Annotated in this window: 24 protein-coding genes; 4 read left to right on the forward strand and 20 right to left on the reverse strand. The window is 70.4% G+C overall.

What is annotated here, in order from left to right; translation table 11 throughout:
- Positions 1–3 precede the first annotated feature (3 nt).
- A complete protein-coding gene (locus GA0070619_RS22580; RefSeq protein WP_088949902.1) occupies positions 4–957 on the reverse strand; it encodes an ArsR/SmtB family transcription factor in 954 nt (317 codons plus the stop codon).
- 57 nt (positions 958–1,014) lie between these two features.
- Between GA0070619_RS22580 and GA0070619_RS22585 the strand changes: the two genes are divergently transcribed.
- The gene (locus GA0070619_RS22585) at positions 1,015–2,208 is read left to right on the forward strand and encodes an MFS transporter (protein WP_088949903.1); all 1,194 of its coding nucleotides are present in this window, start codon (positions 1,015–1,017) and stop codon (positions 2,206–2,208) included.
- Positions 2,209–2,255: 47 nt separating this feature from the next.
- The gene (locus tag GA0070619_RS22590) at positions 2,256–3,077 is read left to right on the forward strand and encodes an alpha/beta hydrolase (RefSeq protein WP_088949904.1); all 822 of its coding nucleotides are present in this window, start codon (positions 2,256–2,258) and stop codon (positions 3,075–3,077) included.
- 31 nt (positions 3,078–3,108) lie between these two features.
- Here the strand turns inward: GA0070619_RS22590 and GA0070619_RS22595 are convergent, their stop codons facing one another.
- Together GA0070619_RS22595 and murA are read right to left on the reverse strand one after the other, a co-directional pair.
- A complete protein-coding gene (locus tag GA0070619_RS22595; protein ID WP_088949905.1) occupies positions 3,109–3,957 on the reverse strand; it encodes a 3-hydroxyacyl-CoA dehydrogenase family protein in 849 nt (282 codons plus the stop codon).
- Positions 3,958–4,161: 204 nt separating this feature from the next.
- Positions 4,162–5,604, reverse strand: a complete 1,443-nt coding sequence (murA, locus tag GA0070619_RS22600) for a UDP-N-acetylglucosamine 1-carboxyvinyltransferase (protein WP_088949906.1) — start codon at positions 5,602–5,604, stop codon at positions 4,162–4,164.
- Between murA and GA0070619_RS22605 the strand changes: the two genes are divergently transcribed.
- Positions 5,603–6,175, forward strand: coding sequence for a cob(I)yrinic acid a,c-diamide adenosyltransferase (locus GA0070619_RS22605; protein WP_088949907.1), 573 nt, complete (start codon positions 5,603–5,605; stop codon positions 6,173–6,175). The two genes, murA and GA0070619_RS22605, sit on opposite strands and share 2 nt — an antisense overlap.
- Before the next feature lie 339 nt (positions 6,176–6,514).
- Here the strand turns inward: GA0070619_RS22605 and GA0070619_RS22610 are convergent, their stop codons facing one another.
- The 13 genes from GA0070619_RS22610 to GA0070619_RS22670 form a co-directional block, all read right to left on the reverse strand.
- Entirely contained in the window at positions 6,515–6,970 is a 456-nt protein-coding gene (locus GA0070619_RS22610) for a DUF2550 domain-containing protein (RefSeq protein ID WP_088949908.1), read from the reverse strand.
- Positions 6,971–6,982: 12 nt separating this feature from the next.
- Positions 6,983–7,264: a F0F1 ATP synthase subunit epsilon gene (locus GA0070619_RS22615; RefSeq protein ID WP_088949909.1), complete on the reverse strand. Its 282-nt coding sequence runs from the start codon at positions 7,262–7,264 to the stop codon at positions 6,983–6,985.
- A gap of 88 nt (positions 7,265–7,352) precedes the next feature.
- Entirely contained in the window at positions 7,353–8,489 is a 1,137-nt protein-coding gene (locus GA0070619_RS22620) for an LCP family protein (protein WP_088949910.1), read from the reverse strand.
- Positions 8,490–8,717: 228 nt separating this feature from the next.
- Positions 8,718–10,154, reverse strand: a complete 1,437-nt coding sequence (gene atpD / locus GA0070619_RS22625) for a F0F1 ATP synthase subunit beta (RefSeq protein ID WP_088949911.1) — start codon at positions 10,152–10,154, stop codon at positions 8,718–8,720.
- Positions 10,154–11,083, reverse strand: coding sequence for a F0F1 ATP synthase subunit gamma (locus GA0070619_RS22630; protein WP_088949912.1), 930 nt, complete (start codon positions 11,081–11,083; stop codon positions 10,154–10,156). Before GA0070619_RS22630 ends, atpD begins: the two co-directional genes overlap by 1 nt.
- Positions 11,084–11,087: 4 nt before the next feature.
- A complete protein-coding gene (gene atpA / locus GA0070619_RS22635; protein ID WP_088949913.1) occupies positions 11,088–12,740 on the reverse strand; it encodes a F0F1 ATP synthase subunit alpha in 1,653 nt (550 codons plus the stop codon).
- A 140-nt stretch (positions 12,741–12,880) separates the two neighbouring features.
- The gene (locus GA0070619_RS22640; RefSeq protein WP_088949914.1) at positions 12,881–13,702 is read right to left on the reverse strand and encodes a F0F1 ATP synthase subunit delta; all 822 of its coding nucleotides are present in this window, start codon (positions 13,700–13,702) and stop codon (positions 12,881–12,883) included.
- Entirely contained in the window at positions 13,702–14,241 is a 540-nt protein-coding gene (locus tag GA0070619_RS22645) for a F0F1 ATP synthase subunit B (RefSeq protein ID WP_088949915.1), read from the reverse strand. Before GA0070619_RS22645 ends, GA0070619_RS22640 begins: the two co-directional genes overlap by 1 nt.
- A gap of 27 nt (positions 14,242–14,268) precedes the next feature.
- Complete coding sequence (locus GA0070619_RS22650; protein WP_088949916.1) at positions 14,269–14,511, reverse strand: ATP synthase subunit c family protein; 243 nt, start codon at positions 14,509–14,511, stop codon at positions 14,269–14,271.
- 64 nt (positions 14,512–14,575) lie between these two features.
- A complete protein-coding gene (atpB, locus tag GA0070619_RS22655; protein ID WP_088949917.1) occupies positions 14,576–15,373 on the reverse strand; it encodes a F0F1 ATP synthase subunit A in 798 nt (265 codons plus the stop codon).
- A gap of 11 nt (positions 15,374–15,384) precedes the next feature.
- On the reverse strand, positions 15,385–15,621 hold the full coding sequence (locus GA0070619_RS22660; RefSeq protein ID WP_088951984.1) for an AtpZ/AtpI family protein: 237 nt from the start codon (positions 15,619–15,621) through the stop codon (positions 15,385–15,387).
- A gap of 189 nt (positions 15,622–15,810) precedes the next feature.
- On the reverse strand, positions 15,811–16,236 hold the full coding sequence (locus tag GA0070619_RS22665; protein WP_088949918.1) for a hypothetical protein: 426 nt from the start codon (positions 16,234–16,236) through the stop codon (positions 15,811–15,813).
- A complete protein-coding gene (locus GA0070619_RS22670; protein WP_172862098.1) occupies positions 16,229–17,518 on the reverse strand; it encodes a serine hydroxymethyltransferase in 1,290 nt (429 codons plus the stop codon). The genes GA0070619_RS22665 and GA0070619_RS22670 overlap by 8 nt, the downstream gene beginning before the upstream one ends.
- A gap of 35 nt (positions 17,519–17,553) precedes the next feature.
- Here GA0070619_RS22670 and GA0070619_RS22675 point away from each other — a divergent pair, with 35 nt between their 5' ends.
- Positions 17,554–19,017, forward strand: a complete 1,464-nt coding sequence (locus GA0070619_RS22675) for an SDR family oxidoreductase (protein ID WP_088949920.1) — start codon at positions 17,554–17,556, stop codon at positions 19,015–19,017.
- A gap of 12 nt (positions 19,018–19,029) precedes the next feature.
- Here GA0070619_RS22675 and GA0070619_RS22680 read toward each other — a convergent pair whose 3' ends face one another.
- The 4 genes from GA0070619_RS22680 to prmC all read right to left on the reverse strand — a co-directional run bounded on the left by GA0070619_RS22680 (position 19,030) and on the right by prmC (position 23,458).
- Positions 19,030–21,144: a transglycosylase domain-containing protein gene (locus GA0070619_RS22680; protein WP_088949921.1), complete on the reverse strand. Its 2,115-nt coding sequence runs from the start codon at positions 21,142–21,144 to the stop codon at positions 19,030–19,032.
- A gap of 107 nt (positions 21,145–21,251) precedes the next feature.
- The gene (locus GA0070619_RS22685) at positions 21,252–21,863 is read right to left on the reverse strand and encodes an arsenate reductase/protein-tyrosine-phosphatase family protein (protein WP_088949922.1); all 612 of its coding nucleotides are present in this window, start codon (positions 21,861–21,863) and stop codon (positions 21,252–21,254) included.
- Positions 21,864–22,511, reverse strand: coding sequence for an L-threonylcarbamoyladenylate synthase (locus GA0070619_RS22690; RefSeq protein ID WP_088949923.1), 648 nt, complete (start codon positions 22,509–22,511; stop codon positions 21,864–21,866). It lies immediately after the preceding gene.
- Positions 22,511–23,458 (reverse strand): peptide chain release factor N(5)-glutamine methyltransferase, encoded by a 948-nt coding sequence (prmC, locus tag GA0070619_RS22695; RefSeq protein WP_088949924.1) that lies wholly within the window; start codon positions 23,456–23,458, stop codon positions 22,511–22,513. Before prmC ends, GA0070619_RS22690 begins: the two co-directional genes overlap by 1 nt.
- Positions 23,459–23,476 lie beyond the last annotated feature (18 nt).

A 23,476-nucleotide genomic window follows, 5' to 3' on the forward strand; every position in this document is an offset into this window, starting at 1 on the left:
CGCTCAGCCGCCGGCGGCGAGCGCGGCGCCGAGCGGTGTACGCCAGTAGAGCACCTCGCGCCCGGACCGCCGTTTGCTGACGGCGCCCGCGTCGAGCAGCACCCGCAGGTGATCACTCACAGTCCCGAGGGACAGCCCGGTCACCACCACCAGCTGGGAGGTGCTCAGCGGCGCGTCCAGCCTGGCCAGGATGCTGGCCCGGTTCGCGCCGATCAACCGGGCCAGGCCGTCGGGTGCCGGTGAGGCGGGGTCCATCAGGATCCCGCGCGCTGGGTAGACCATCCCGAACCGGGTGGGCGCGTCCCACACCACCCAACCACGGCGGCAGTGCGCCGGCACGAACACCAGCTGCTCGGCCTCGTCCAGCGACAGCGGCGGCTCGGAGTAGTCGTTGATCTGGAGGCGGCCATCGCCCAGCCAGCGCATGTTGCGGTTGAGATCGGCGATCACCCCCGCCCAGCCTCCCGCGCTCAGCGCGGTGGTACGGGCGACGATGTCCGCCCGCAACCGGCGTTCCCGCTCCGGCCACTCCGGTTCGACGGTGTGCGTCCAGACCCAGTTGAGCAGCTCCACCACCTGACCGGTGAGGCCGTCCGCCAGCAGTTCGGGCGCGAGCGACTCCGGGCGGGTGACCCGCAGGTCGGCCCGGACCTGTTCGTCGGACAACCGTCCGACGGCCGCCAGCTCGGCCGGGAACGTCGGTTCCGGCGAGGCCGGCGCGATGGTGAAGAAGTCGGCGACCCACCGGGAATTGAACGACGCGGGCAGCAGCGCCCGGGCCACCGGCCGGGCGGCGAGCATCCGCTGGAACGCGTCGACGTGCGGACCACGCCAGGCCCACTGCCAGGGCGTACGCGGGTTGTACAGCGCGCGCAGCGCGGCGACCGTGTCGACCATCGGCGAGACCGTGAAGCGGCTGCGCGCGAGCAGATCCGACGGCACCTGCCAGACGCCCAAGTTTCGCCTCCAGACGTAACTCTATGGAACGCAGCCGACGCCCCACACGCTCGTGCCGTGAGAACGTACACAGACCTGTTCGCCGCCCGCGAGTTTCGCAACCTGTTCCTCGCCAATTGCGCGGGGATCGCCGCGCACACCACGTCGGCGTTGGCGCTGGGCGCGTTGACCTACGCGTCGACCGGCTCGGCGCTGATCACCGCGCTGAGCATGTTCGGCGCACCGCTGGCCGGTGTGCTCGGCAGCCTGACGTTGCTGTCGGCCGCCGACAGCCTGCCGCCCCGCCGCGCACTGACCCTGGCCGCGGTGCTGGTCGCGGCCGGAGCGGCGGTGCAGGCCGTACCCGGGGTGCCACTGTGGACCCGCTTCGCGATCATCTTCGTCAGCGGATACGTCGGCTCGATCACCGGTGGGGCGAGGTGGGCACTGCTCACCGACATCCTGCCGGCCAACACCTACGTACTGGCCCGGGCCACCATGAACACGAGCGTCGGGGTGATGCAGATCGCCGGGTTCGGGCTGGCCGGCGCCCTGCTCGTCTGGCTGAGCCCGGAGCAGGTGTTCCTGCTCGCCGCGGTGCTTCGGGCGGTGGCCGCCGCGGTGGGCTGGTTCGGGCTGGCCGAACGCCCGGTCCGGGCCACCGAGCGGACGACGATCGCGCGCACCCTGCGGGTGAACAGGGAACTCTGGGCGGACCGTGGTCGCCGGTCGCTCTTTTTGAACCTGTGGGTGCCCGGTGGTCTGATCGTCGGGTGCGAGGCGCTCTTCATTCCGTACGCCGGTGATCGCGCGGGCTTCCTCTTCGCCGCCGCCGCCCTCGGCATGCTGATCGGCGACGTGGTGGTCGGGCGGTTCCTGAGCGCGGCCCGCCGGGAGCGGTGGGTTCCCGCCCTGCGGTTGCTGCTCGCCGTCCCCTACCTGGTCTTCCTGCTGTCGCCGCCGCTACCGCTGGCCATCGTCGTCGCACTGGTCGCCTCGATCGGCTTCGCCGGCGGGCTGCCGTTGCAGGAGCGGCTGATCGCCCGCTCGCCATCCGAGGCCCGTGGCCAGGTGCTCGGTCTGCATCAGAACGGCATGCTGGCAGGGCAGGCGCTGTGCGCCGTGCTCGCCGGCGCGATCGCCGACCTGGTCCCGACGTACCAGGCCGTCGCGCTGCTGGCCGGGGCCTCGCTGGCCGCCACCGTCGCGCTCACCTCGGGGCTGCGGCGGACCGCACCCGCACCCGTCGCGGCGACCAAGCGGGACGGCTGAGCGGCAGGCCCCTCCCCGAATTGCCCTCGGGCTGCCACACTCTGCCGATGGCCGCTCGACCGACCCGGCGTGGTCTCCTGCTCGCGGGGGCAGGGGCAACGGTGCTGGCGGTCGGGGCGGGCTGGGCGGCCCGCGACCTGATCCGGCCCGCGCCGGCACGACCGGTGCCGCCGGACGCGCCGACCGGCGACGAGCGGCTCACCAGCCGTCCGTCCGCCGCGCGTGGTCGTACTGTCGACTTCTACACCGCCGTCCCGGACGGGTACGGCGACGGTCGGGGGTTGCCGGTCTGCCTCGTGCTGCACGGCGCGTCCACCACCGCTCGGGACTTCCCCGGGCTCGGCCTGGGCCGCTTCCTCACCGACGCGGTCCGCCGGGGCGCGGCACCGTTCGTCCTGGCAGGAGCGACCGGCGACCGGCTTTCCTGGCGTCCCTCCGGGCGGGACGACCCGCAACGGATGGTGCGCGAGGAGTTGCCAGCCTGGTGCGCCGAGCGGGGCTTCGACGCCACCCGGTTGGCGGGCTGGGGCTGGTCGATGGGTGGCTACGGCTCGTTGCTGCTCGCCGGGACCTGGCCGGGGTTGCTCCGGGCGGTGGCGGCCTTCTCCCCCGCCGTCGCGCCCGGCGATGCCGTCTTCGCCAACGTCGACCGGCTGCGCGGCACACCGCTGGCCCTCTGGTGCGGTCGGCAGGACGACTTCCTGGACGACGTGCAGGCGCTGGAGCGGGCACTGCCCGAGCCGGCCGCCCGGGCGGAGTACGCCGACGGCCGACACGACTTCGGCTACTGGGGCCGGATGATCCCGAGCGCCTTCGACTTCGTCGCGGCGGCGTTGGCTGCCCCCGCCCGGTCTCCCGGCCCGGGATGAGCACATCCCGGGCCCGCGGCCTACCGCCGTCTCAGTACGTGTAGAAGCCCTTGCCGGTCTTGCGGCCCAGGTCGCCCGCGGTGACCATGCGCTGGAGCAGCTCCGGCGGGAAGAACTTCTCGTCGGCCGTGTCGGTGTAGATGTTCTTCGAGGCGTGCAACAGCACGTCCACACCGGTCAGGTCGGTGGTGGCCAGCGGACCCATCGCGTGCCCGAAGCCGAGGCGGCAGGCCGTGTCCAGGTCCTCGGCGGACACCACGCCGGACTCCACCAGCTTGACCGCCTCCATCACCAGGGCGGAGATCAGCCGGGTCGTGACGAAGCCGGCGATGTCCCGGTTGACCACCACCACCGTCTTGCCGATCTCCTCGGCGAAGGCCCGTGCGGTGTCCAGCGCGGCGTCGCTGGTCTTGTAACCGCGTACCAGCTCGCAGAGCTGCATCATCGGCACCGGGGAGAAGAAGTGGGTGCCGACGACCGACTCGGGTCGCTCGGTCACCGCGGCGATCTGGGTGACCGGGATGGCCGAGGTGTTGGTGGCGAGCACCGCGTCGGCCTTGCAGATCTTGTCCAGGGCGCGGAACACCTCGTGCTTGATCTCCAGCCGCTCGAAGACCGCCTCGACCACGATGTCCGCGTCCGCCGCCGCCTCCAGGTCGGTGGTCGGGGTGATCCGGGCCAACGTCGCCTCGACCTCGGACGCCTCGATCTTGCCCTTCTCGGCGAACTTTTCCAGCGACTTCCGGATGCCGCCCAGCCCCCGGGTGGTGGCCGCGTCGTCCAGGTCGCGCAACGTCACCTGCCAGCCGGCCTGCGCCGCCACCTGAGCGATGCCGGAGCCCATCAGCCCGGCCCCGACGACCGCGAGTCGACCCGCCATCTACTTCTCCCTCGCTGCGATTGAGTGCCTGCAAACACCCTAGTCGGCGAGCCTGAACGATGGCTAAGGGGCGTCGGGAGGTGCCTCCCGGCAAGGCGGCGGTCCCGCACCGGCTCCCGGCATGGCGGCGGTCCGGCGCCCGCCTCCCGGCATGGCGGCGGCCCGGCGGCACTGCCCGGGCCTGACGTACGGCCTCCCGGCGGGTCAGATCTCCAGCGACGGTTCCTCCGGTGCGGTGCCCCGCTCGATCGCCACCCCGAGTGCGCGCAGGTCGGCCACGAAGTCCGGGTACCCCCGGTCGACGTGGTGCACGTGGGAGACCTCGGTGACACCCTGAGCGCAGAGCCCGGCGATGATCAGCCCCGCTCCGGCGCGGATGTCGGTGGCCCGCACCGGCGCACCGGACAGCCGACCCCGCCCACGGACGACCGCGTGGTGCCCATCGGTCTTGATGTCCGCACCGAGCCGCATCATCTCGTTGGCGAACATGAACCGGCCGTCGAAGATGTTCTCGGTGATCAGAGAGGCGCCGTCGCTGACCGCGGCCAGCCCGATCGCCATCGGCAGCAGGTCGGTGGCGAAGCCCGGGTACGGCAGCGTCACCACGTCCACCGCCCGGGGCCGCTCGTCCATCCGTACGCGGAAGCCGTCCCCCCTGGTCTCCACCAGGCCACCGGCCGCCACCACCTTGTCCAGCGCGACCTCCAGGTACGCGGGGTCCAGCCCCGTCACCGTCACGTCTCCCCGGGTCATCGCCGCGCCGAACGCCCAGGTGCCGGCGACGATCCGGTCCCCCACCGTGGCGTGGCGCACCGGGCGCAGACCGGGGACCCCGGTGATCCGCAACGTGGACGTGCCCGCGCCGACGATCCGCGCGCCCATCTCGTTGAGCATCGTGCAGATGTCGACGATCTCCGGCTCGCGGGCCGCGTTGTCGATCATCGTGGTGCCCTGGGCGAGCACCGCCGCCATCACCAGGTTCTCGGTCGCGCCGACGCTGGGGAAGTCCAACACAATGTCCGCGCCGCGCAGCCCGTGCGGGGCGGAGGCGATGACGAACCCGTGCTCACCGGAGATCTCCGCGCCCATCCGGGTCAGCCCGGAGATGTGCATGTCCAGCCCTCGCGACCCGATGGCGTCGCCGCCGGGATGGGCCACCCGCACGTACCCCCGGCGGGCCAGCAGCGGGCCGAGCACACAGATCGACGCGCGCAACCGCCGGACCAGGTCGTAGTCAGCCTCGGCACCAGGCTGCTCGGGCACGTCGATGGTCACCGAGCGGGACCGGGCCACCCCACCGCGGGCGACCATCGGGTCGACCGGGTCGTCCGCGTCGAACCGGACGTCACAACCCAGCCGGCGCAGCACCTCCCCCATGATCGCGATGTCGGTGATCCGCGGGACGTTCGTGATCACGCTGCGGCCCGGCGCGAGCAGCGCGGCGGCCATCAGCTTCAGCGCCGAGTTCTTGGCACCGACCACGTGCACGGTGCCGGCCAGGCGGGCGTCACCGTGGACCCGGATGACGTCGACGTCGTTGACCGCCGTGTCGCCCGCGTCGCCGGGGCCTACCACCACAGGCCAACTGGCGGAGCTGTCCGGCCGCGCCGGGATCGTCAGGTCGGGAATCCGTAGGCTGTGCGTCATGGCCGTCCACCTCACGCGCATCTACACCAAGGCCGGCGATGCCGGCATGACCAGGCTGAGCAACAACGAGCAGGTGCCGAAGACCGATCCACGCATCGCCGCGTACGCGGATGTCGACGAGTGCAACGCGGCGATCGGCGTCGCGATCGCCATGGGCGAGCTCGACGAGGTGCTGCGGGGAGTGCTGGGGTCGGTGCAGAACGACCTGTTCGACGTCGGCGCCGACCTGTCCACCCCGGTCGAGCCGGAGCCGAAGTACCCGCCGCTGCGGGTGACCGAGGAGTACGTCGAGCGCCTGGAAGGCTGGTGCGACGAGTACAACGCACGCCTGAGCAAGCTCGACTCCTTCATCCTCCCCGGCGGCACCGCAGGCGCGGCGCTGCTGCATGTGGCGCGAACCATCGCCCGGCGTGCCGAACGGGCGGCGTGGGCGCTGGTGGCCCACGATCCGGACCGAACCAGCACGCTCCCGGCAAAGTATCTCAACCGGCTCTCCGATCTGCTCTTTATCCTGTCAAGAACGGCAAATCCGGCGGGAGACGTGCTATGGGTGCCAGGCGGCAAGCGCTGACCGGAGGGCTCTGCACCACGTCGAGCAGTGACTTCCCGATCTGACCGCCCCCACGCCTACGTGAACCGAGTGGGCGGCGCGGTCGACTCGGGTTCAAGAAAAAGGGGCATCCAGACCAGCAGGACACCCCGGCATCACGAAACCGAGTCGATCACCCGAACAAGCGACGCAGAAGGCGGAACTTAGCCTCACCGGTAACGGCAGGTGACAAAAACCGCGCCAGACCGACGCAGGATGCCCAAGAAGGGTTTCCGGGGAGCCCGCCCGGCGCAGGGATCAAGCCTGACCGCCCGGAGCCGGGCGGGCTCCCCGGAAACCCCAACGGCGACCAGAGACGGCTCAGGCAGCCGGCCAGTCCTGGGAGGCCAGACGCGGCGAGACCGCCCCCGGAGGGGCGGCCTCGAGCCAGGACAGGAAACCGGTCACTGTCGATCGCGCCATGGCGATCTCCACCGGTGCGTGGTGACTGGTACAGCGGAGGATCACCCAGTCGGCCGGCATGGAGAGCCGTTCCTGACCTTCGGGCAATCGGCGGCGCTCCACCGCCAACCCTTTGCGCGACAGCACCCGCTTGGGGCGGATCGCGAAGCTGAACATCCGGTACCAACGAAGCTCGTCATCGGCGAACCGACCGAAGCCGGGCGACCAGCCGCGGCCGTCGAGCATGGTGGAGACTCGGACGCTGAGCCGGATGATGCCACCGCTGCGGGTGACCAGAGCTCGCCGGACGAAGAGAATGAAAAGCGCGCCGAGGATGACGACTACGCCGATCCCGAATCCTTCGACGATCTCCATCCCCGGTGTGACTCAGCGGCTCGGTGCGGAAACCGGGGTTGCGCTCTCGGCCAGCACGGTGACACCGTTGGCGCTCACCGAGAGGAAGCCGCCAGCCACCTCGTAGGTGACCTGCTCACCACCGGCGAGCTTGATGCGCACCTGGCCGGGCTCGGCGAGCTGGCCGAGCAGCGGCGCGTGCCCCGGCAGAACACCCAGCTCGCCCTCGGTCGTGCGAGCGACGACCATCTCGGCGTCACCCGACCAGACCTTCTCCTCGACGGCGACGAGCTCGACGTGAAGCTGCTGTGCCACGCTGTCTCCTTGCTGCGGCTACGGATTGCCGAAAGTCTAGCCTGACGCCGGCGCGCGCCCCACGCGGGTGGGGAGAACCACGCCCCGGCTACTTGGTCTTGTTGACGAAATCGGGGTGCTCCAGCAGGAACGGGTCGAGTTGCTCGTTCTTCAGCGCGGCGAAGAAGTCCGGAACCCCCGGCTGGAACTGCTCACCCAGGTATCTCTTGCCGTCGTACATGCCACCACCGGGCAGTTTGATCATCTGGATCGTATTGGGGCGGATGTCCTTCAGGGCGAGCCCGAAGTCGACAACGCTGTTGCCCCGCCCGTTGAAGATCAGCGACTGCCCGGCGGCGCGGAGCACCTTGTCCAGCTTGATCGGGTTGGACACCACGTCGGCGCTGAACGCCTGGCCGACCATGGCCTTGACGAACTGCTGCTGGTGGCGCTGCCGGCCGTAGTCGGAGTCCGGAACGCCGTTCTTCGGGTAACGCTGCCGAACGTAGTCCAGCGCCTGCCACCCACTCAGGTGCTGGTTGCCCTTCTTGTAGACCGCCTGCGGCCCGACGTAGCCCTCGCCGCGAGTGTTGCCCGGCCGGGCCTTGCCGTCCGGCTGCTTGTGCTCGGACTTCACTTCCCGCTCGACGTACATGTTGACGCCACCCATGGCATCGACGATCTTCTGGAAGCCGGTGAAGTTGATAATCGCGCCGGCGTCGAACCGCTTGATGCCCGTCACGTTCTGCACGGTCGTGGCCAGCAGCTCGAAGCCCCGGGCGGCGTCGGGGTTCGCCCCCTGCACCTGGCTGCCGAACGACATGGCGGCGTTGATCTTCGTGGACTCGCCCGCGAAGTTGGCCTTCTTGAACGCCGGGATGTGCACGTAGAGGTCGCGCGGCAGTGAGAAGAGGTAGGCCCGGTCCATCGTCGCCGGCACGTGCAGCACCATGATCGAGTCGGCCAGCGGCGCCGCCGTCGCCGTACGCGGGTCGATGCCGACCAGCAGGATGTTGAGCGGGCCCTTGATCTCACTCTTCTTCGCCTGGGCACCGGCCGCCTGGTCGCCGAACAGGTCCGCCTTGCCCACCGCCCCCTCGTAGCGGGCCATGAGCACCTCGGTGCCGACCAGCACGGCACCGCTGAGCACTGTCAACACGGTGCCGAACACCGTGCAGATCCTGGCCCAGCGCGGCACACCCCGCCAGACCGACGACTTGCGGCCACTCTTGCCGGCCTTACCCACGAGTTCTCCGTTCGTTACGCCCCACGGGAGGAAGACGGGCGCACGTCGCCGAAAGGTTGCAAAGATCAAAGCTCTTTCACATAAGAGCGCGGAACGACCGTATCTCGGGTGGCTCGTCTGTGCCGACCACGAGTAACGGACCGCGACGACGATAGGACGCGAACATGAACAAAAGACTGCCCCGGCAATGCCGGGGCAGTCTTTTTGTTGCAGATCCGATCGAGCTGGTCAGTCCTTCATCAGCTCCGCAGCCTTGGCCTCAAGGTCCTCGAGACCGCCGCACATGAAGAACGCCTGCTCGGGGAAGTGATCGTACTCACCCTCGCTGATCTTGCGGAACGCCTCGATGGTCTCCTTGATCGGGACCGTCGAGCCCGCCACGCCGGTGAACTGCTCCGCGGCGTACGTGTTCTGCGAGAGGAAGCGCTCGATCCGCCGGGCCCGAGCCACGGTGATCTTGTCTTCCTCGGAGAGCTCCTCGATACCGAGGATGGCGATGATGTCCTGCAGGTCGCGGTAGCGCTGCAGGATCCGCTTCACCTCGGTGGCGACCTGGAAGTGCTCGGCGCCGACGAACTCCGGGGCGAGGATCCGGGACGAGGACGCCAGCGGGTCCACGGCCGGGTAGATGCCCTTGTCGGAGATCGACCGCTCCAGGTTGGTGGTCGCGTCCAGGTGGGCGAACGTGGTGGCCGGAGCGGGGTCGGTGTAGTCGTCCGCCGGCACGTAGATCGCCTGCATCGACGTGATGGCCTGGCCCCGGACGGAGGTGATCCGCTCCTGGAGCTCGCCCATCTCGTCGGCCAGGGTCGGCTGGTAACCCACGGCGCTCGGCATACGGCCGAGCAGGGTGGACACCTCCGAACCGGCCTGGGTGAAGCGGAAGATGTTGTCGATGAAGAGCAGCACCTCCTGCTTCTTCACGTCCCGGAAGTACTCCGCCATGGTCAGCGCGGAGAGGGCCACCCGCAGCCGGGTGCCCGGCGGCTCGTCCATCTGGCCGTAGACCAGCGCGGTCTTGTCGATGACGCCGGACTCGGTCATCTCGGCGATGAGGTCGTTGCCCTCACGGGTGCGCTCACCCACGCCGGCGAACACCGAGGTACCACCGAAGTTGCGGGCAACACGGGTGATCATCTCCTGGATGAGCACCGTCTTGCCCACGCCCGCGCCGCCGAACAGACCGATCTTGCCGCCCTTGACGTACGGGGCGAGCAGGTCGATCACCTTGATGCCGGTCTCCAGCATCTCGGTCTTCGGCTCCAGGTCCGCGAAGGCCGGGGCCTTGCGGTGGATGCCCCACCGGTCGTCGGCCTCGAACGTCTCGCCCTCTTTGAGGTTGAGCACCTCGCCGATCGCGTTGAACACCTTGCCCTTGACCGCGTCGCCCACCGGCACGGTGATCGGCTCGCCGCGGTCACGCACCTCAGCGCCGCGAACCAGGCCGTCCGTCGGCTGCATCGAGATGGCACGGATCAGGTTGTCACCCAGGTGCTGGGCGACCTCCAGGGTCAGCGTCTTCTCACCGCCGGACAGCTTCACGTCAACGTTGAGCGCGTTGAACAGGGCCGGCATGGCGTCGCGCGGGAACTCGGCGTCGACGACCGGGCCGATGACCCGGACCACGCGACCCGTGGCCGTCTTGGTCTCTACTGGTGCAGTCATCACACTTCACTTCCCGACGCGGCCAGCGCGTTGGCGCCGCCGACGATCTCGCTGATCTCCTGGGTGATCCCGGCCTGGCGAGCCGAGTTCATCTCGCGCGTGTACTTCTCGATCATCTCTTCGGCGTTGTCGGTGGCGCTCTTCATCGCCCGCCGCCGTGCCGCCGACTCACTCGCCGCCGACTCGATCAACGCCGCGTAGATCCGCGTGTTGATGTACCTCGGCAGGAGCGCGTCGAGCAGCGCCTCCGCCTCCGGCTCGAACTCGTACGCCGGCAGCAGCCCCTCGGAGCGCGGCCGGTCCTCCACCTGCATCGGACCGATCACCTTGGTGACCGGGTTCTGCGTCATCAGCGAGTGGAACTCGGTGTAGACGATGTGCAACTCGTCGACGCCGAGCACGCCGTCCGCTCCGGCACCGCCGTCGACGTCGTCCGCACCGGCCGTGAACGCCTTGATCAGCGTCTCACCGACGGTGCGGGCGTCCTCGAACGACGGCTGCTCGCTGAACCCGGTCCAGTTGGCCTCGATCGGCCGTTCGCGGAACCGGTAGAACCCGACGCCCTTACGCCCGATGACGTAGAGCACCGGCTCCTTGCCGTCCGCCTTGAGCCGCGCGACCAGCGACTCCGCCATCCTGATCGCGTTGGAGCTGTAACCGCCGGCCAGGCCACGGTCGCTGGTGACCAACAGGACGCCGGCCCGCCGCACCCGCTCGCGCGGGGTGAGCAGCGGGTGGTCGATCCGCGCGTTGGACGCCAGCGCCGTGAGCACACCGGTGATGGCCTGGGCGTACGGCAGGGACGCCTGCACCCGGGCCTGAGCCTTGGCGATCCGGCTCGTCGCCACGAGCTCCATCGCCTTGGTGATCTTCTTCATCGACTTCGCCGAGCGGATCCGTTGACGAAGAACGCGTACCTGGGCCGCCACGGGATCAGCTCTCGGCCGGGCGGTCGGTCGCGCTGTCGCGGAAGCGGGTCACCGTCTCGCGGTTCTCGTCGCCCTCAAGCGGTGCGGCCGGCGCGTCGTTGACCCGACGCTCGTCCTCCTTGTTGAGGAAGACCTGCTTGAACTCGGCGATCGCGCTGTCCAGGGAGCCGATGATGTCATCGTTCCACTGGTTGTCGGCGATGCCGGCCAGCACACCCTCGTGCTTGTGCCGCAGGTACTGGAGGAACTCCGACTCGAAGCGCCGGACCTCGCCCACCGGGATGTCGTCCAGCTTGCCCTCGGTGCCGGCCCAGACCGAGACGACCTGCTCCTGCACCGGGAACGGCGAGTAGTTCGGCTGCTTGAGCAGCTCGACCAGGCGCGAACCGCGGTCCAGCTGGGCGCGGGAGGCCCGGTCCAGGTCGGAGGCGAAGGCGGCGAACGCCTCCAGCTCGCGGTACTGCGCGAGGTTGAGCCGCAGCGAACCAGCGACCTTCTTCATCGGCTTCACCTGCGCGGCGCCACCGACCCGGGAGACCGAGGTGCCGACGTTGATCGCCGGACGAACGCCCTGGTTGAACAGGTCGGTCTCCAGGAAGATCTGGCCGTCGGTGATCGAGATGACGTTGGTCGGGATGAAGGCCGAGATGTCGTTGGCCTTCGTCTCGATGATCGGCAGACCGGTCATCGAGCCGCCACCCAGCTCGTCGGAGAGCTTCGCGCAGCGCTCCAGCAGGCGGGAGTGCAGGTAGAAGACGTCACCCGGGTACGCCTCACGGCCCGGCGGGCGACGCAGCAGCAGCGACACGGCCCGGTACGCCTCGGCCTGCTTGCTCAGGTCGTCGAAGACGATCAGAACGTGCTTGCCGCCGTACATCCAGTGCTGCCCGATGGACGAGCCGGTGTACGGGGCGAGGTACTTGAAGCCGGCCGGGTCGGACGCCGGGGAGGCCACGATCGTCGTGTACTCCATCGCGCCGGCCTCTTCCAGCTGCCCCTTGATCGAGGCGATGGTGGAGGCCTTCTGACCGATGGCGACGTAGATGCAGCGGACCTGCTTCTTCGGGTCGCCGGTGCGCCAGTTGTCCCGCTGGTTGAGGATGGCGTCCAGGGCGACAGTGGTCTTGCCGGTCTTGCGGTCACCGATGATCAGCTGCCGCTGACCCCGACCGATCGGGGTCATCGCGTCGATGGCCTTGATGCCGGTCTGCAGCGGCTCGTCGACGGACTGCCGGGACATCACGTTCGGAGCCTGAAGCTCCAGCTCGCGGAAGCCCTCGTTGGCGATGTCGCCGAGCGCGTCGATCGGATCGCCGAGCGCGTTGACCACGCGGCCGAGGAAGGCGTCGCCGACCGGAACGGAGAGAACCCGCTCGGTGCGCTTGACGCGCTGCCCCTCCTCCAGCTTGGCGGAGTCACCGAGAACAACGACACCGATCTCCCGGACGTCGAGGTTCAACGCCACGCCGAGCGTGCCGTCCTCGAACTCCAGGAGCTCGTTGGTCATGGTCGAGGGCAGGCCCTCAACGTGGGCGATACCGTCACCGGTGTCGGCGACGGTGCCGACCTCCTCGCGGGAGACGTCGGACGAGTAGGAAGAGACGTAGCGCTCCAGGGCGCCGCGGATCTCCTCCGTCGAGATGGTCAGCTCGGCCATCCTCTGCTTCCTTAAAATTCAGGGGCCCGGGATACCTAGTACCGACCGGTCCGAATGGCGTCTGTCAATCCGGGCGCTGAGCGGCGGTGCCGCCCCGACGCTGAGCGGCGGAGCCGCTCAGCCGCTGGGCGGCGAGCCGTTCAGCGCTTCGCGAGCGCGTTGCGGGTCTCGTTGAGGCGGCGAAGGATGGTGCCGTCGTACAGGTCGGAGCCGACCCGCACGCTCACGCCACCCAGGACGTGGGGGTCGACCGTCTGCTTGACGGAGACCTCTCGACCGTATATCCCAGCGAGGCTCGCACCCAGCCGGCGCTCCTCCTCGTCACTCAACGGGGCCGCCACGGTGACGTACGCCACCTGACGGTCCCGCCGTTCGGCGGCGAGTTCCACGAGCCGGGTGAGCGATCCACTGAAGGAGCGCCCCCCGAAGCCGGACAGCGCCACCTCGATGAGGCGAACGGTGGCCAGACGGGTCTTGCCGGCCAGCAGCTGGCCGACCAGGGCCCCGCGCTGCTCCACCGGGGCCGCCGAGTTGGACAGCACCGCCGAGAGCGCCGGCTCGCCGGCGACGACCTGCCCGAAACGGAACAGCTCGTCCTCGACCTCGCCGAGGTCACCGGAGGCCTCGGTGCTGGCGAGCACCGCTTCCACGCCGAGTCGCTCGACGGCATCGAGCAACTCCGACGGTGCCGACCAACGGCCGGACACCAGCGCGGCGAGCAGTTCGAGCGCACCCTCGCCGACCTTGCCGCGCAGCATCCCGCCGAGCAGTTCGGCGCGATCCGCGCCGGACCGGGCCGGGTCCGAGAGCGCCCGGCGCAGCCGGGGCTCCCGTCGCAGCAGCCCGCCGACAGCGAGCAGGTCGTTCGCGGTGTGTGCCACCGCGACCGCGTCATTGCCGCGGACGTACGCGTCGAGGTGCTCGGCCCCGACCTTGTACGACTCCCGGCTGGCGGCCTGCATCAGCGGGCCCCAGTGCTCTCGAGGCCGCTCAGGAACCGGTCGACGGTGCCCTTGCGTCGCGCCTCGTCGGCCAGCGACTCGCCAACGATCTTGCTGGCGAGGTCCACCGCGATCGTGCCGACCTCCGTGCGCAGCTCGCGCACGATGGTGGCCCGCTCGGCGGCGAGCGCGTCCTTGCCGGCCTGGATGACCCGGTCGGACTCCTCCCGCGCCTTGGCGAGGATGTCCTGCCGGATGCCCTCGGCGTCGGCCCGCGCGTCGTCACGGATCTTGGCGGCGTCGGTCCGAGCCTCAGCGAGCTGGGCACGGTACTGCTCGAGCAGCTGGTTCGCCTCGGCCTGGGCGGCCTCGGCGCGCTTGATGCCGCCCTCGATCGCGTCGACCCGAGCCTGGAACGTCTGCTCCATGCGGGGGAAGACGAACTTCATCAGCACGAAGCAGAGAACGATGAAGGCGATCCCACCGACCACGATCTCTTGCCAGATGGGGATGATCGGGTTGTGGGTCGACTCACCACCCTCAGCGGCGAGGAAGTACATAGGTGACCTCCCGGTCGACGAGCGGGATTAGAGCTGGCCCTGCCAGATGAAGCCGAAGGCGATACCCAGCAGCGCGAGCGCCTCGATGACGGCGAAGCCGATCCAGACGTACGGCAGGGTCATCCGCGACGACTCCGGCTGACGGGCGGTCGACTGGATGTAGGCGGCGAAGACCAGGCCGACGCCGATACCCGGACCGATGGCCGCGAGGCCGTAGCCGATGGCGGCGGTGCTGCCAACGACACCTTCTGCGGCGGCGACGTAATCCATTAGTGGTTCCTCCTGGTTATCACGCGTGTCTCTCACGCGGGACGACAACGGTTGGTGCGGTGGATCAGTGCTCTTCGGCGAGCGCGCCCTGCACGTAACTGGCGGTGAGGACGGTGAAGACGTATGCCTGCAGGCAGATCACCAGGAACTCGAGAAAGGTGAGCGCGATGGTCATCACCCAGGAGAGCACCGAGACCGGAGCCAGCCAGGCGTTGGCGCTCAGCATGGCGAAGCCGCCGAGCGTGAAGACCAGCAGGAGCATGTGGCCGGCGAACATGTTCGCGAAGAGACGAACCGCAAGGGAGAACGGCCGGACGATGAACGTCGAGAAGAGCTCGATCGGGATCAGCAGCGGCAGGATGAACCACGGCGCCGGCGGAACCAGAGAGTTCTTGAAGTATTTGACGAACCCGTGCTTCTTGATGCCGACGTAGTTGAACAGCACGTAGCTGATGATCGCGAGGAACGCCGGGAAGGCGATGTGCGAGTTCGGCGAGATCTGGAAGAACGGCACGATCGCGAAGAAGTTCGTCAGCAGCACGAAGCAGAAGAGCGTCGTGAAGTACGGAGCGAACCGCACCCCCGCGTGACCGATCATGTCGACCGCGATGTTGTTGCGCACGAAGCCGTAGATCGACTCGGCGAGCCACTGCTTCTTGGTCGGCACCAGCTGCGGCTTCCGGTAGGTCGCCAGGAAGAAAATGATCAGGACGCCGACCGCGACCCAGACCATTGCCGTGATCTTGGTGAACCAGTACGAGTCGTGCGCACCCCAGGGCAGGATGCTGGGCAGGTAAAAGTCCTCCACACTGGGTGGGAATGCCGCCTGGCCCGCTGCCAGAACGTTCGCCTGTCCGAACACCGCGTCCCTTCCTAAGTAGGCGTGCCGAGTCGGCGGACGACCAGGATGATGCCCCCGGCCATACCGAGCACGACGCCGATCCCGGTGGCAACGCCGCCGGTGTCGAGCCACTGGTCAATCAGCCAGCCGATGAAACCCCACACGAGCATGCCTCCGATGAGGTAGCTGAGCGCGGTCCAACCCTGACCGGCGCCGGACGGAATATCGTCCGGTTCACCGGCGGGACGGGGGGTTTGGTCACCAGCCATGACGGGGCGAACGATATCAGCCGGGAAGACGAGGCTGTGCCTCACCCCCCGCACAACCATCGTTGTGTGGGCTTCTCGTGGGCACCGTCGTCTGTGGGCACGCTACTCCCCTTCCGCCCGTCGGAAAATGACCGGAGGCCGACACATTGCGGCGCGTCCGCTGGTTGGGACGACCTGCCAACGGCCAGGTCAGCCCTGCGGCCGGCGGGCGTGCACCGTGGTCAGCCACCAGATGTGCACCGCCGTCCACACTGCCACCCCGGAGACGATGCCGAGGCAGAGCGGGACCAACCCGGCCCAGCCGGTCGACGCCACCGCCACCATCACCACGCCCAGCAGGGTGAACTTCAGCACGTACAGGCCCAGCCCGAGCGGCAGCAACAACTGCGGGTTGACCTGGTCGGCCCGGGCCAGCACCACCGTGGTCAGGGTGTAGCTGAGCACCGTGACGCCCACGCCGGCCGCCGCGCCGAGCGCTGCCGTCGCGCCGCCGGTCACCGCACCCACCACCGCGGCGACCACCGCCAACGCCGCCGACGCGGCCAGCAGCACCGGCAGGTGCCGCAGCCGCCACCGCCGGTCGGCGTCGGGCTCGACCACCCCGGGCTCAGCCACGGGGGTACGCCGGAAACGCCGCGACCAGCTCGGCCACCTCGGCGCCGAGCCGGGTCAGCTCGTCGGCGCCTCCCGGTGCCCCGGGATCGGTGCGCACCGCACGGGCGATCAGGGAGGCCACCTGCCGCATCTCCCCCTCCCGCATGCCCTGGGTGGTGACGCTCGGCGTGCCCACCCGGATGCCGGAGGCCACCATCGGCGGCTGCGGGTCGTACGGGATGGCGTTCTTGTTCAGGGTGATCGACGCGGCGTCGCAGCGTCGCTCGGCCTCGGCGCCGGTCACCCCCAGCTCCCGCAGGTCGATCAGGGCCAGGTGGGTGTCGGTGCCACCGGACACCGGGCGCATGCCCTCGTCGGTCAGCCCGGCGGCGAGCGCCTGGGCGTTGGTGACGACCTGCCTGGCGTACGTCTGGAACTCCGGCTGGGCGGCCTCGCGCAGCGCGACCGCCTTGGCCGCGACGGCGTGCATCAGCGGGCCACCCTGGGTGAACGGGAAGACCGCCTTGTCGATGCGCTGGGCCAGCGACTCGCGGCACAGGATCATGCCGCCGCGCGGACCGCGCAGCACCTTGTGGGTGGTGGCGCAGACGACGTCGGCGTACGGCACCGGGGACGGGATGGCCCGGCCGGCGACCAGGCCGATGAAGTGCGCGGCGTCCACCATCAGGTACGCGCCCACCTCGTCGGCGATCTCCCGGAACCGGGCGAAGTCGATCAGCCGGGGGTACGCGGTGGCACCACAGATGATCAGCTTGGGTCGGTGCGCCCGCGCCAGGTCCCGTACCTCGTCGTAGTCGATCTGCTCGGTGTCCGGCCGCACCGGGTAGCCGACCGGGCGGAACCACTTGCCGGAGAAGTTCACCCGGCTGCCGTGGGTGAGGTGCCCGCCGTGCGGCAGGTCCATCGCCAGCACCGTGTCACCCGGCTGCACCAGCGCGGCGTACGCGGCCAGGTTGGCGCTCGCACCGGAGTGCGGCTGGAGGTTGGCGTGCTCGGCCCCGAAGAGCTCCTTGGCCCGGGCGATGCCGATCTCCTCGGCCCGGTCCACCTCGGTACAGCCGCCGTAGTAGCGCCGGCCCGGGTAACCCTCGGCGTACTTGTTGGTCAGGGTCGAGCCGAGCGCGGCCAGCACCGCCGGCGAGGTCAGGTTTTCGCTGGCGATGAGCTGCAGGCCACCCCGCAACCGGTCCAGCTCGCCGAGGACCACCCCGGCGATCTCCGGGTCGGTGGCCCTGAGCTGCGCGAAATCCGGCCCCCAGAAGGTGCTCGTCTCGGTCTCCACAGCGAACGAGTCTAGGGGGCCGCACACTGGGACCTGTGAGATGCCTCGTCACGGGAGCCACCGGATACATCGGCGGGCGGCTGACGCCGCTGCTGCTGGCCGACGGGCACACCGTCCGCTGCCTCGCCCGCAAGGCGGTCCGGCTGCGGGACGTGCCCTGGGCCTCGGCGGCCGAGATCGTCGAGGGGGACCTGAGCCGGCCGGAGACGCTGCCCGCCGCGTTCGCCGACGTGGACGTCGCGTACTTCCTGGTGCACTCGTTGGGCCGGCCCGACTTCGAGGAGGCCGACCGCACGGCGGCGACCAACTTCGCGGCGGCGGCCCGCGCTGCCGGCGTACGCCGGATCGTCTACCTGGGTGGGCCGGAGCCGGCGTCCGACGCGGAGGTCCCGTCCCCGCACCTGCGGTCCCGGGCCGAGGTGGGCCGGATCCTGCTGGCCAGCGGGGTGCCGACGGCCGTGTTGCGGGCCGCGGTGATCATCGGATCCGGCTCGGCGTCGTTCGAGATGCTGCGGTACCTGACCGAGCGGCTACCCGCCATGATCACCCCGCGCTGGGTCCACAACCGGATCCAACCGATCGCGGTCCGCGACGTGCTGCGCTACCTGGCCGGCTCCATCGCGCTTCCGCCGGACGTCAACCGGGGCTTCGACATCGGCGGGCCGGACGTGCTGACCTTCCTCGACATGATGCAGCGCTACGCCCGGGTGGCCGGGCTGCGCCGACGGATCATCGTGCCGGTCCGCGCGCTCACCCCGTCGCTCTCGTCGCACTGGGTCGGCCTGGTCACCCCCGTGCCGAATGCCATCGCCCGTCCCCTGGTGGAGAGCCTGATCCACGAGGCGGTCGCGCACGAGCACGACATCGCCCGCTACGTGCCGGACCCACCCGGTGGGCTGACCGGCTTCGACGACGCGGTGGCGCTGGCGCTCGCCAAGGTGCGTGACGCCCAGGTGGAGACCCGTTGGTCGAACGCGAGCGGCCCGGACGCGCCCGCCGAGCCGTTGCCCACCGACCCGAAGTGGTCCGGCGGCACCGCCTACACCGACGTCCGCGAGAGGGTGGTGGACGCCCCACCGGCGGCGCTCTGGCGGGTCGTCGAGGGCGTCGGCGGGGAGCACGGCTGGTACTCGTTCCCGCTCGCCTGGTCGATCCGCGGCTGGCTGGACCGGCTGGTCGGCGGGGTCGGGCTGCGTCGGGGCCGACGCGACCCGCACCGCCTCCAGGTCGGTGAGGCGCTGGACTTCTGGCGGGTCGAGGAGATCGTCCCGGGCGAGTTGCTCCGGCTGCGCGCCGAGATGCGGCTGCCCGGCCGGGCCTGGCTGGAGATGCGGGTGCTGCCAACTGACGACGGCCGCAGCCGCTACCAGCAACGCGCGGTCTTCCTGCCACGCGGGCTGAGCGGCCACGCCTACTGGGGGTCGGTGGCGCCCTTCCACGCGGTGGTCTTCGGCGGGATGGCCCGCAACATTGCGCGCAACGCCGAACAGGCCCCCTGATCCCCGCAGGTCTCAGTTGCCGGTGCGGGCTCCGGTGACCTGGAGGGCGGTTCGTTCGCTCGGCGGGACGAAGTCGCGTACCGGTTGGTCGCGCAGGGCGACGGCGAGCACCTCGCCGACCGCGTCCACCATCCGAGCCTGCACCGCCTGGCCGACCGCGTCCCGGGGATCGTCCGGGTTCGCCGCCATCGAGGCGACCGCCAACTGCGGCGTGAACGCCACCACGGTCTCCGTCTCGTACCGCTCCGAGCTGCCGGTCTTGCCGGCCACGGGACGGCCGAGCCGCGCGCGCAGCCCGGGTGCGGTTGCGCCGTCGCAGCGCCTGTACATCGACTGGTCGCCGACCGGGCAGCGTGCCGCGTCGGTGGCCGCCCGGGCCACGTCGGGGTCGAGCACCTGCCGGCAGTCCGGCTTGGCGGCGTCGACGGGTCGGCCGCCCGAGTCGGTGATCGAGACCACCGGCAGCGGTGCGCACCAGGTCCCCTCGGCAGCCACGGTGGCGTACGCGGTGGCCAGGTCCAGCGGCGTCGTCGCGGCCACGCCCAGGGTGAACGGGCCCCAGTTCTTCGCGCCGTAGCGGGCCAGCTTGGCGTCGGAGTCGGCCCGCAGCACGATGCCGAGCCGCTCGGCCATCTCCACCACCCGGTCGGCGCCCACCTTTTCGGTGAGCCAGGCGAAGTACGTGTTCACCGAACGGCCGAACGCGCTCCACATGGTGCGGGGGCCGTCCATCGACGAGGGGCTGGCGTTCGTCGGGCACCAGTGACCGTCACAGCTCGCCTCCCCGGTGACCGGGAAGCGGGTGAGCAACTGGGTCGGCGCCACGAAGTCGGTCGACAGCGGCAGGCCGGACTCCAGCGCGGCCAGCATGGTGAAGAGCTTGAACGTCGAGCCACCCTGGTACCCCTCGATCGCCCCGCCGCCGGCGACCAGCTGGTTGACGGTGTTGGGGCGGTTCTTCTGCCCGACCGGGTTGTCCTGCACGCTGTAGGCACGGTTCACCGACATCGCCAGCACCCGCCCGGTGCCCGGCTGCACCACGGCGGTCGGCACCGCCTCGGCGTCCGTCGGCCGGTAGATCTTCAGCACCTGCTCGGTGGTGGCCCGCTGCACCCCCGGGTCCAGCGACGACACGATGGAGAACCCGCCCCGGCGCAGCGCGCGCTGCCGCTCGTCGGCCGTCGCGCCGAACGCGGACTGGCTGCTCCACCAGCGGGTGAACCAGTCGCAGAAGAAGCCCCAGTCGTTGTGCGCCTCGGGCACCCCGGTGCAGTCGTTCGGGGTCTCATTCGGCTGAAGCTGCAACGGTTCGGCCCGGGCCGCCGCCGCCGCGTCCGCCGGCACCTGACCCGACTCCACAAGCCGCTCCAACACGTACGACCGTCGGGCCAGCGCGGCGTCGGCGTCGCCGTTGATCGGGTCGTCGCTGTCCGGTGACCGGACCAGACCGGCCAGCAGCGCCGCCTGGGACAGGGTCAGGTCGGCCGGAGACCGGGAGAAGTAGCGCTTGCTGGCCGCCGCGATGCCGTACGCCCCGGCGCCGAAGTAGGCGATGTTGAGGTAGCGGGTGAGGATCTGCTCCTTGTCGAGCTCCCGTTCCAGCGCGAGCGCGTAGCGCATCTCCTGGAGCTTGCGCACCGTGGTGACCTCGGTGGCGGCCACCCGCTGCGCCTCGGTCAGCCGGGGGTCGCTGCTGAGCACGTTGCGGACGTACTGCATGGTCAGCGTGGAGGCGCCCTGCCGCGTCCGCCCGTCCCGCTTGTTGACGGTGAACGCGCGCACCACGCCGCGCAGGTCCACGCCGCTGTGCTGGTAGAACCGGACGTCCTCGGCGGCCACTATCGCCTGGCGCATCACCGGGGCCACCTCGTGCAGCGGCACGTCCACCCGGTCCTCCTGGTAGAAGGAGGTGATCAGGGTGGTGCCGTCGTTGGCGTAGAGGTTGGAGCGCTGGGCGGTCGGCGGCGTACGGAGTGTGTTCGGCAGCTCCGAGTACGGCGTGGACAGGTTACTGAACCCGATCCCGAAGGCCAGGGCCGCCGGCAGGGCGGCTGCGGCCAGCACCAACCCGGCCAGCACTCCGGCGATCACCACGGTCAGCAGTTTGTCGAGATGGGCCCGGATCATCAGCTCTCCCCGCAGGAGCCGGTCACGCTAGGACCCGTTCAGGATGACCCGAAACGCCCCTTTCGCCCCTGGTTTTCCCCAAACCCGGAGGAAACTCGCACCAAGGCTCAGGGCAGCAGTGCGCCGGCCAGCGGGTGCACCGTCTCCTCGATCTCGTCGGCGACCCGGCTGAAACACTGGTCACCGCGACCCCACGGGTCGTCCAGATCATCGGTCGGCAACGCCGAGGCGCCCAACCGGACGTCATGGGCCGCCGCCACCAGAGCCACGCCCCGGGCGTACACGGCCTCCGGGGTCGCGTCACCCGGCGGCAACGCGGTGGCGTCCACCGCGGCCAGCAGCCGGCCGAACTCCCCCAGCACGAACGTGCGAGCCGCCGCGTCCGGCCGCAGCGCCACCACGTACTCCTGCTGGTCCGCCGTGGCGGTCAGGACCAGGTCGGCGGCGTCGATGTGGTCCGAGCGCAACTTGCGGGCGGCGAACCCCTCGACGTCCCCACCCCGGCCGGTCACCTGCCGCGCCGCCGGCGGGTTCATCTCCTCGCCCGCGTGCCAACCACCCGTCCCGGCGCTGTGGCTGTGCACCAGCTCCTCGGCGCGGGCCGGGTCCTCCGCACGCCGCGTCAACCGCTCCCGCACCGCCAGGGCGAGCAGCCGCTCTGCCATCGGCGAACGGCAGATGTTGCCCATGCACACGTGCAGCACCGTGAACGGGGGCACTCAGACCGCCCGACCGTCGATGAGGTCCGGTACGACGTCGCGCAGCTTCTCCAAGGGGATAGCCCCCGCCCGCAGCAGTTGCGGCACCTCACCGGTCAGATCCACGATCGTGCTGGGCACCGGGTCCGGGCAGGGACCGGCCTCCAGGTAGGCCCGCACCGAGTAGCTGAGCTGGTCACGCGCCTCCTCGGCGGTCACCGCGGCGGGCTGGCCGGTCTTGTTGGCCGACGAGACCGCCATCGGGCCGGTCTCGCGCAGCACCTCCAGCGCCACCGGGTGCAGCGGCATCCGCACCGCCACCGTGCCCGTCTTGTCGCCCAGATCCCACTGGAGGCTCGGCGAGTGCTCGACGACGATCGTCAGGGCACCCGGCCAGAACGCCTCCACGAGATCCCGTGCGGCGGTGGGCAGCGAGAAGACCAACCCGTCCAGGGTGTGCCGCGAGCCGATCAGCACCGGCGGCGGCATCTGCCGACCCCGGCCCTTGGCATCGAGCAGCGCCTTGACCGCGTACGGGGTGAACGCGTCCGCGCCGATCCCGTACACGGTGTCCGTCGGAAGGACGACCAGCTCGCCGTTCTTGACCGCCTCGATCGCCGCAGCGATGCCGCGGTCCCGATCGGCGGGCGACCGGCAGTCGTAGAGCATCACGGGGAGTCAGTCTGCCACGCCGCCCCGATCGGGGCGTGCTGGCCGTCCGCCCGTCGGGACGCGGTGGCGAAGCGGGGCCGTCCGGTGAGGTCCCGATGCTCCGTGACAGCGCTGAACCCGCCGTGCCCGGCGAGCAGCCCGGGCACCGCCGCGCCGTGTGTGTCGTCGTGCTCGACCCCGAACGCGCCACCGGGGCGCAGCAACGCCGCCGCCCGGGTGACGACCGGCCGGATCACCGCCAGACCGTCCGCGCCGCCGAAGACCGCCTCCGCCGGGTCGTGCCCGGCTACCTCCGGCGGGACCACCACGTCATCCGGCACGTACGGCGGGTTGCAGAGCAGCACGTCCACCCTGCCCACCAGGTCCGCCAGCAGATCCGGCGCGGTCACGTCGGCCTCGACCACCTCGATCGGCCGGTCCCCCGCCGCGGCCCGCTCCGCCGCGTTGCGCCGCAGCCAGGCCAACGCCGCCGGAGACCGCTCCACCGCGATCACCCGCGCCCCCGGCAGCTCCTGGGCGACCGCCAGCGCGATGGCGCCCGAGCCGCTGCACAGGTCGACCACCACCGGGTCGGGCCGGCCCTGGGCCTGCTCGACGCCCCACCCGGCCAGCAACTCGGTCTCCGGCCGGGGCACGAAGACACCCGGGCCGACCAGCAACTCAAGGTGCCGGAACCCGGCGCGACCGGTCAGATACTGCAACGGCTCCCGCCCGGCGCGACGACGCGTCAGGTCGTCGAGCCGCGCCAACTGGTCGTCGCTGAGGTCGTCGGCGAGCGCCAGCCGACCCCGGGGCACCCCGAGCACGTACGCGGCCAGCAACTCGGCCTCCACCCGGGCCGAGCCGACCCCGGCGGCGGCGAGCACCCGGGCCGATCGGGCCACTGCGGCGGACGGACGGATGGGGCCTGTCCCTCCGAGGGGGTGTTGCGGCAGAGTACTCACGACATAATCATGAAGCGT

This window comes from Micromonospora zamorensis (genome assembly GCF_900090275.1).
Classification (GTDB): Bacteria; Actinomycetota; Actinomycetes; order Mycobacteriales; family Micromonosporaceae; genus Micromonospora; species Micromonospora zamorensis.

Coding starts and splice junctions, on each gene's coding strand:
- GA0070619_RS22590 (WP_088949904.1), top strand. CDS start 2,256: ATGGCCGCTCGACCGACCCGGCGTGGTCTCCTGCTCGCGGGGGCAGGG.
- GA0070619_RS22595 (WP_088949905.1), bottom strand. CDS start 3,957: ATGGCGGGTCGACTCGCGGTCGTCGGGGCCGGGCTGATGGGCTCCGGC.
- GA0070619_RS22605 (WP_088949907.1), top strand. CDS start 5,603: ATGGCCGTCCACCTCACGCGCATCTACACCAAGGCCGGCGATGCCGGC.
- murA (WP_088949906.1), bottom strand. CDS start 5,604: ATGACGCACAGCCTACGGATTCCCGACCTGACGATCCCGGCGCGGCCG.
- GA0070619_RS22610 (WP_088949908.1), bottom strand. CDS start 6,970: ATGGAGATCGTCGAAGGATTCGGGATCGGCGTAGTCGTCATCCTCGGC.
- atpD (WP_088949911.1), bottom strand. CDS start 10,154: ATGACTGCACCAGTAGAGACCAAGACGGCCACGGGTCGCGTGGTCCGG.
- atpA (WP_088949913.1), bottom strand. CDS start 12,740: ATGGCCGAGCTGACCATCTCGACGGAGGAGATCCGCGGCGCCCTGGAG.
- GA0070619_RS22640 (WP_088949914.1), bottom strand. CDS start 13,702: ATGCAGGCCGCCAGCCGGGAGTCGTACAAGGTCGGGGCCGAGCACCTC.
- GA0070619_RS22645 (WP_088949915.1), bottom strand. CDS start 14,241: ATGTACTTCCTCGCCGCTGAGGGTGGTGAGTCGACCCACAACCCGATC.
- GA0070619_RS22650 (WP_088949916.1), bottom strand. CDS start 14,511: ATGGATTACGTCGCCGCCGCAGAAGGTGTCGTTGGCAGCACCGCCGCC.
- GA0070619_RS22660 (WP_088951984.1), bottom strand. CDS start 15,621: ATGGCTGGTGACCAAACCCCCCGTCCCGCCGGTGAACCGGACGATATT.
- GA0070619_RS22680 (WP_088949921.1), bottom strand. CDS start 21,144: ATGATCCGGGCCCATCTCGACAAACTGCTGACCGTGGTGATCGCCGGA.
- GA0070619_RS22690 (WP_088949923.1), bottom strand. CDS start 22,511: ATGCTCTACGACTGCCGGTCGCCCGCCGATCGGGACCGCGGCATCGCT.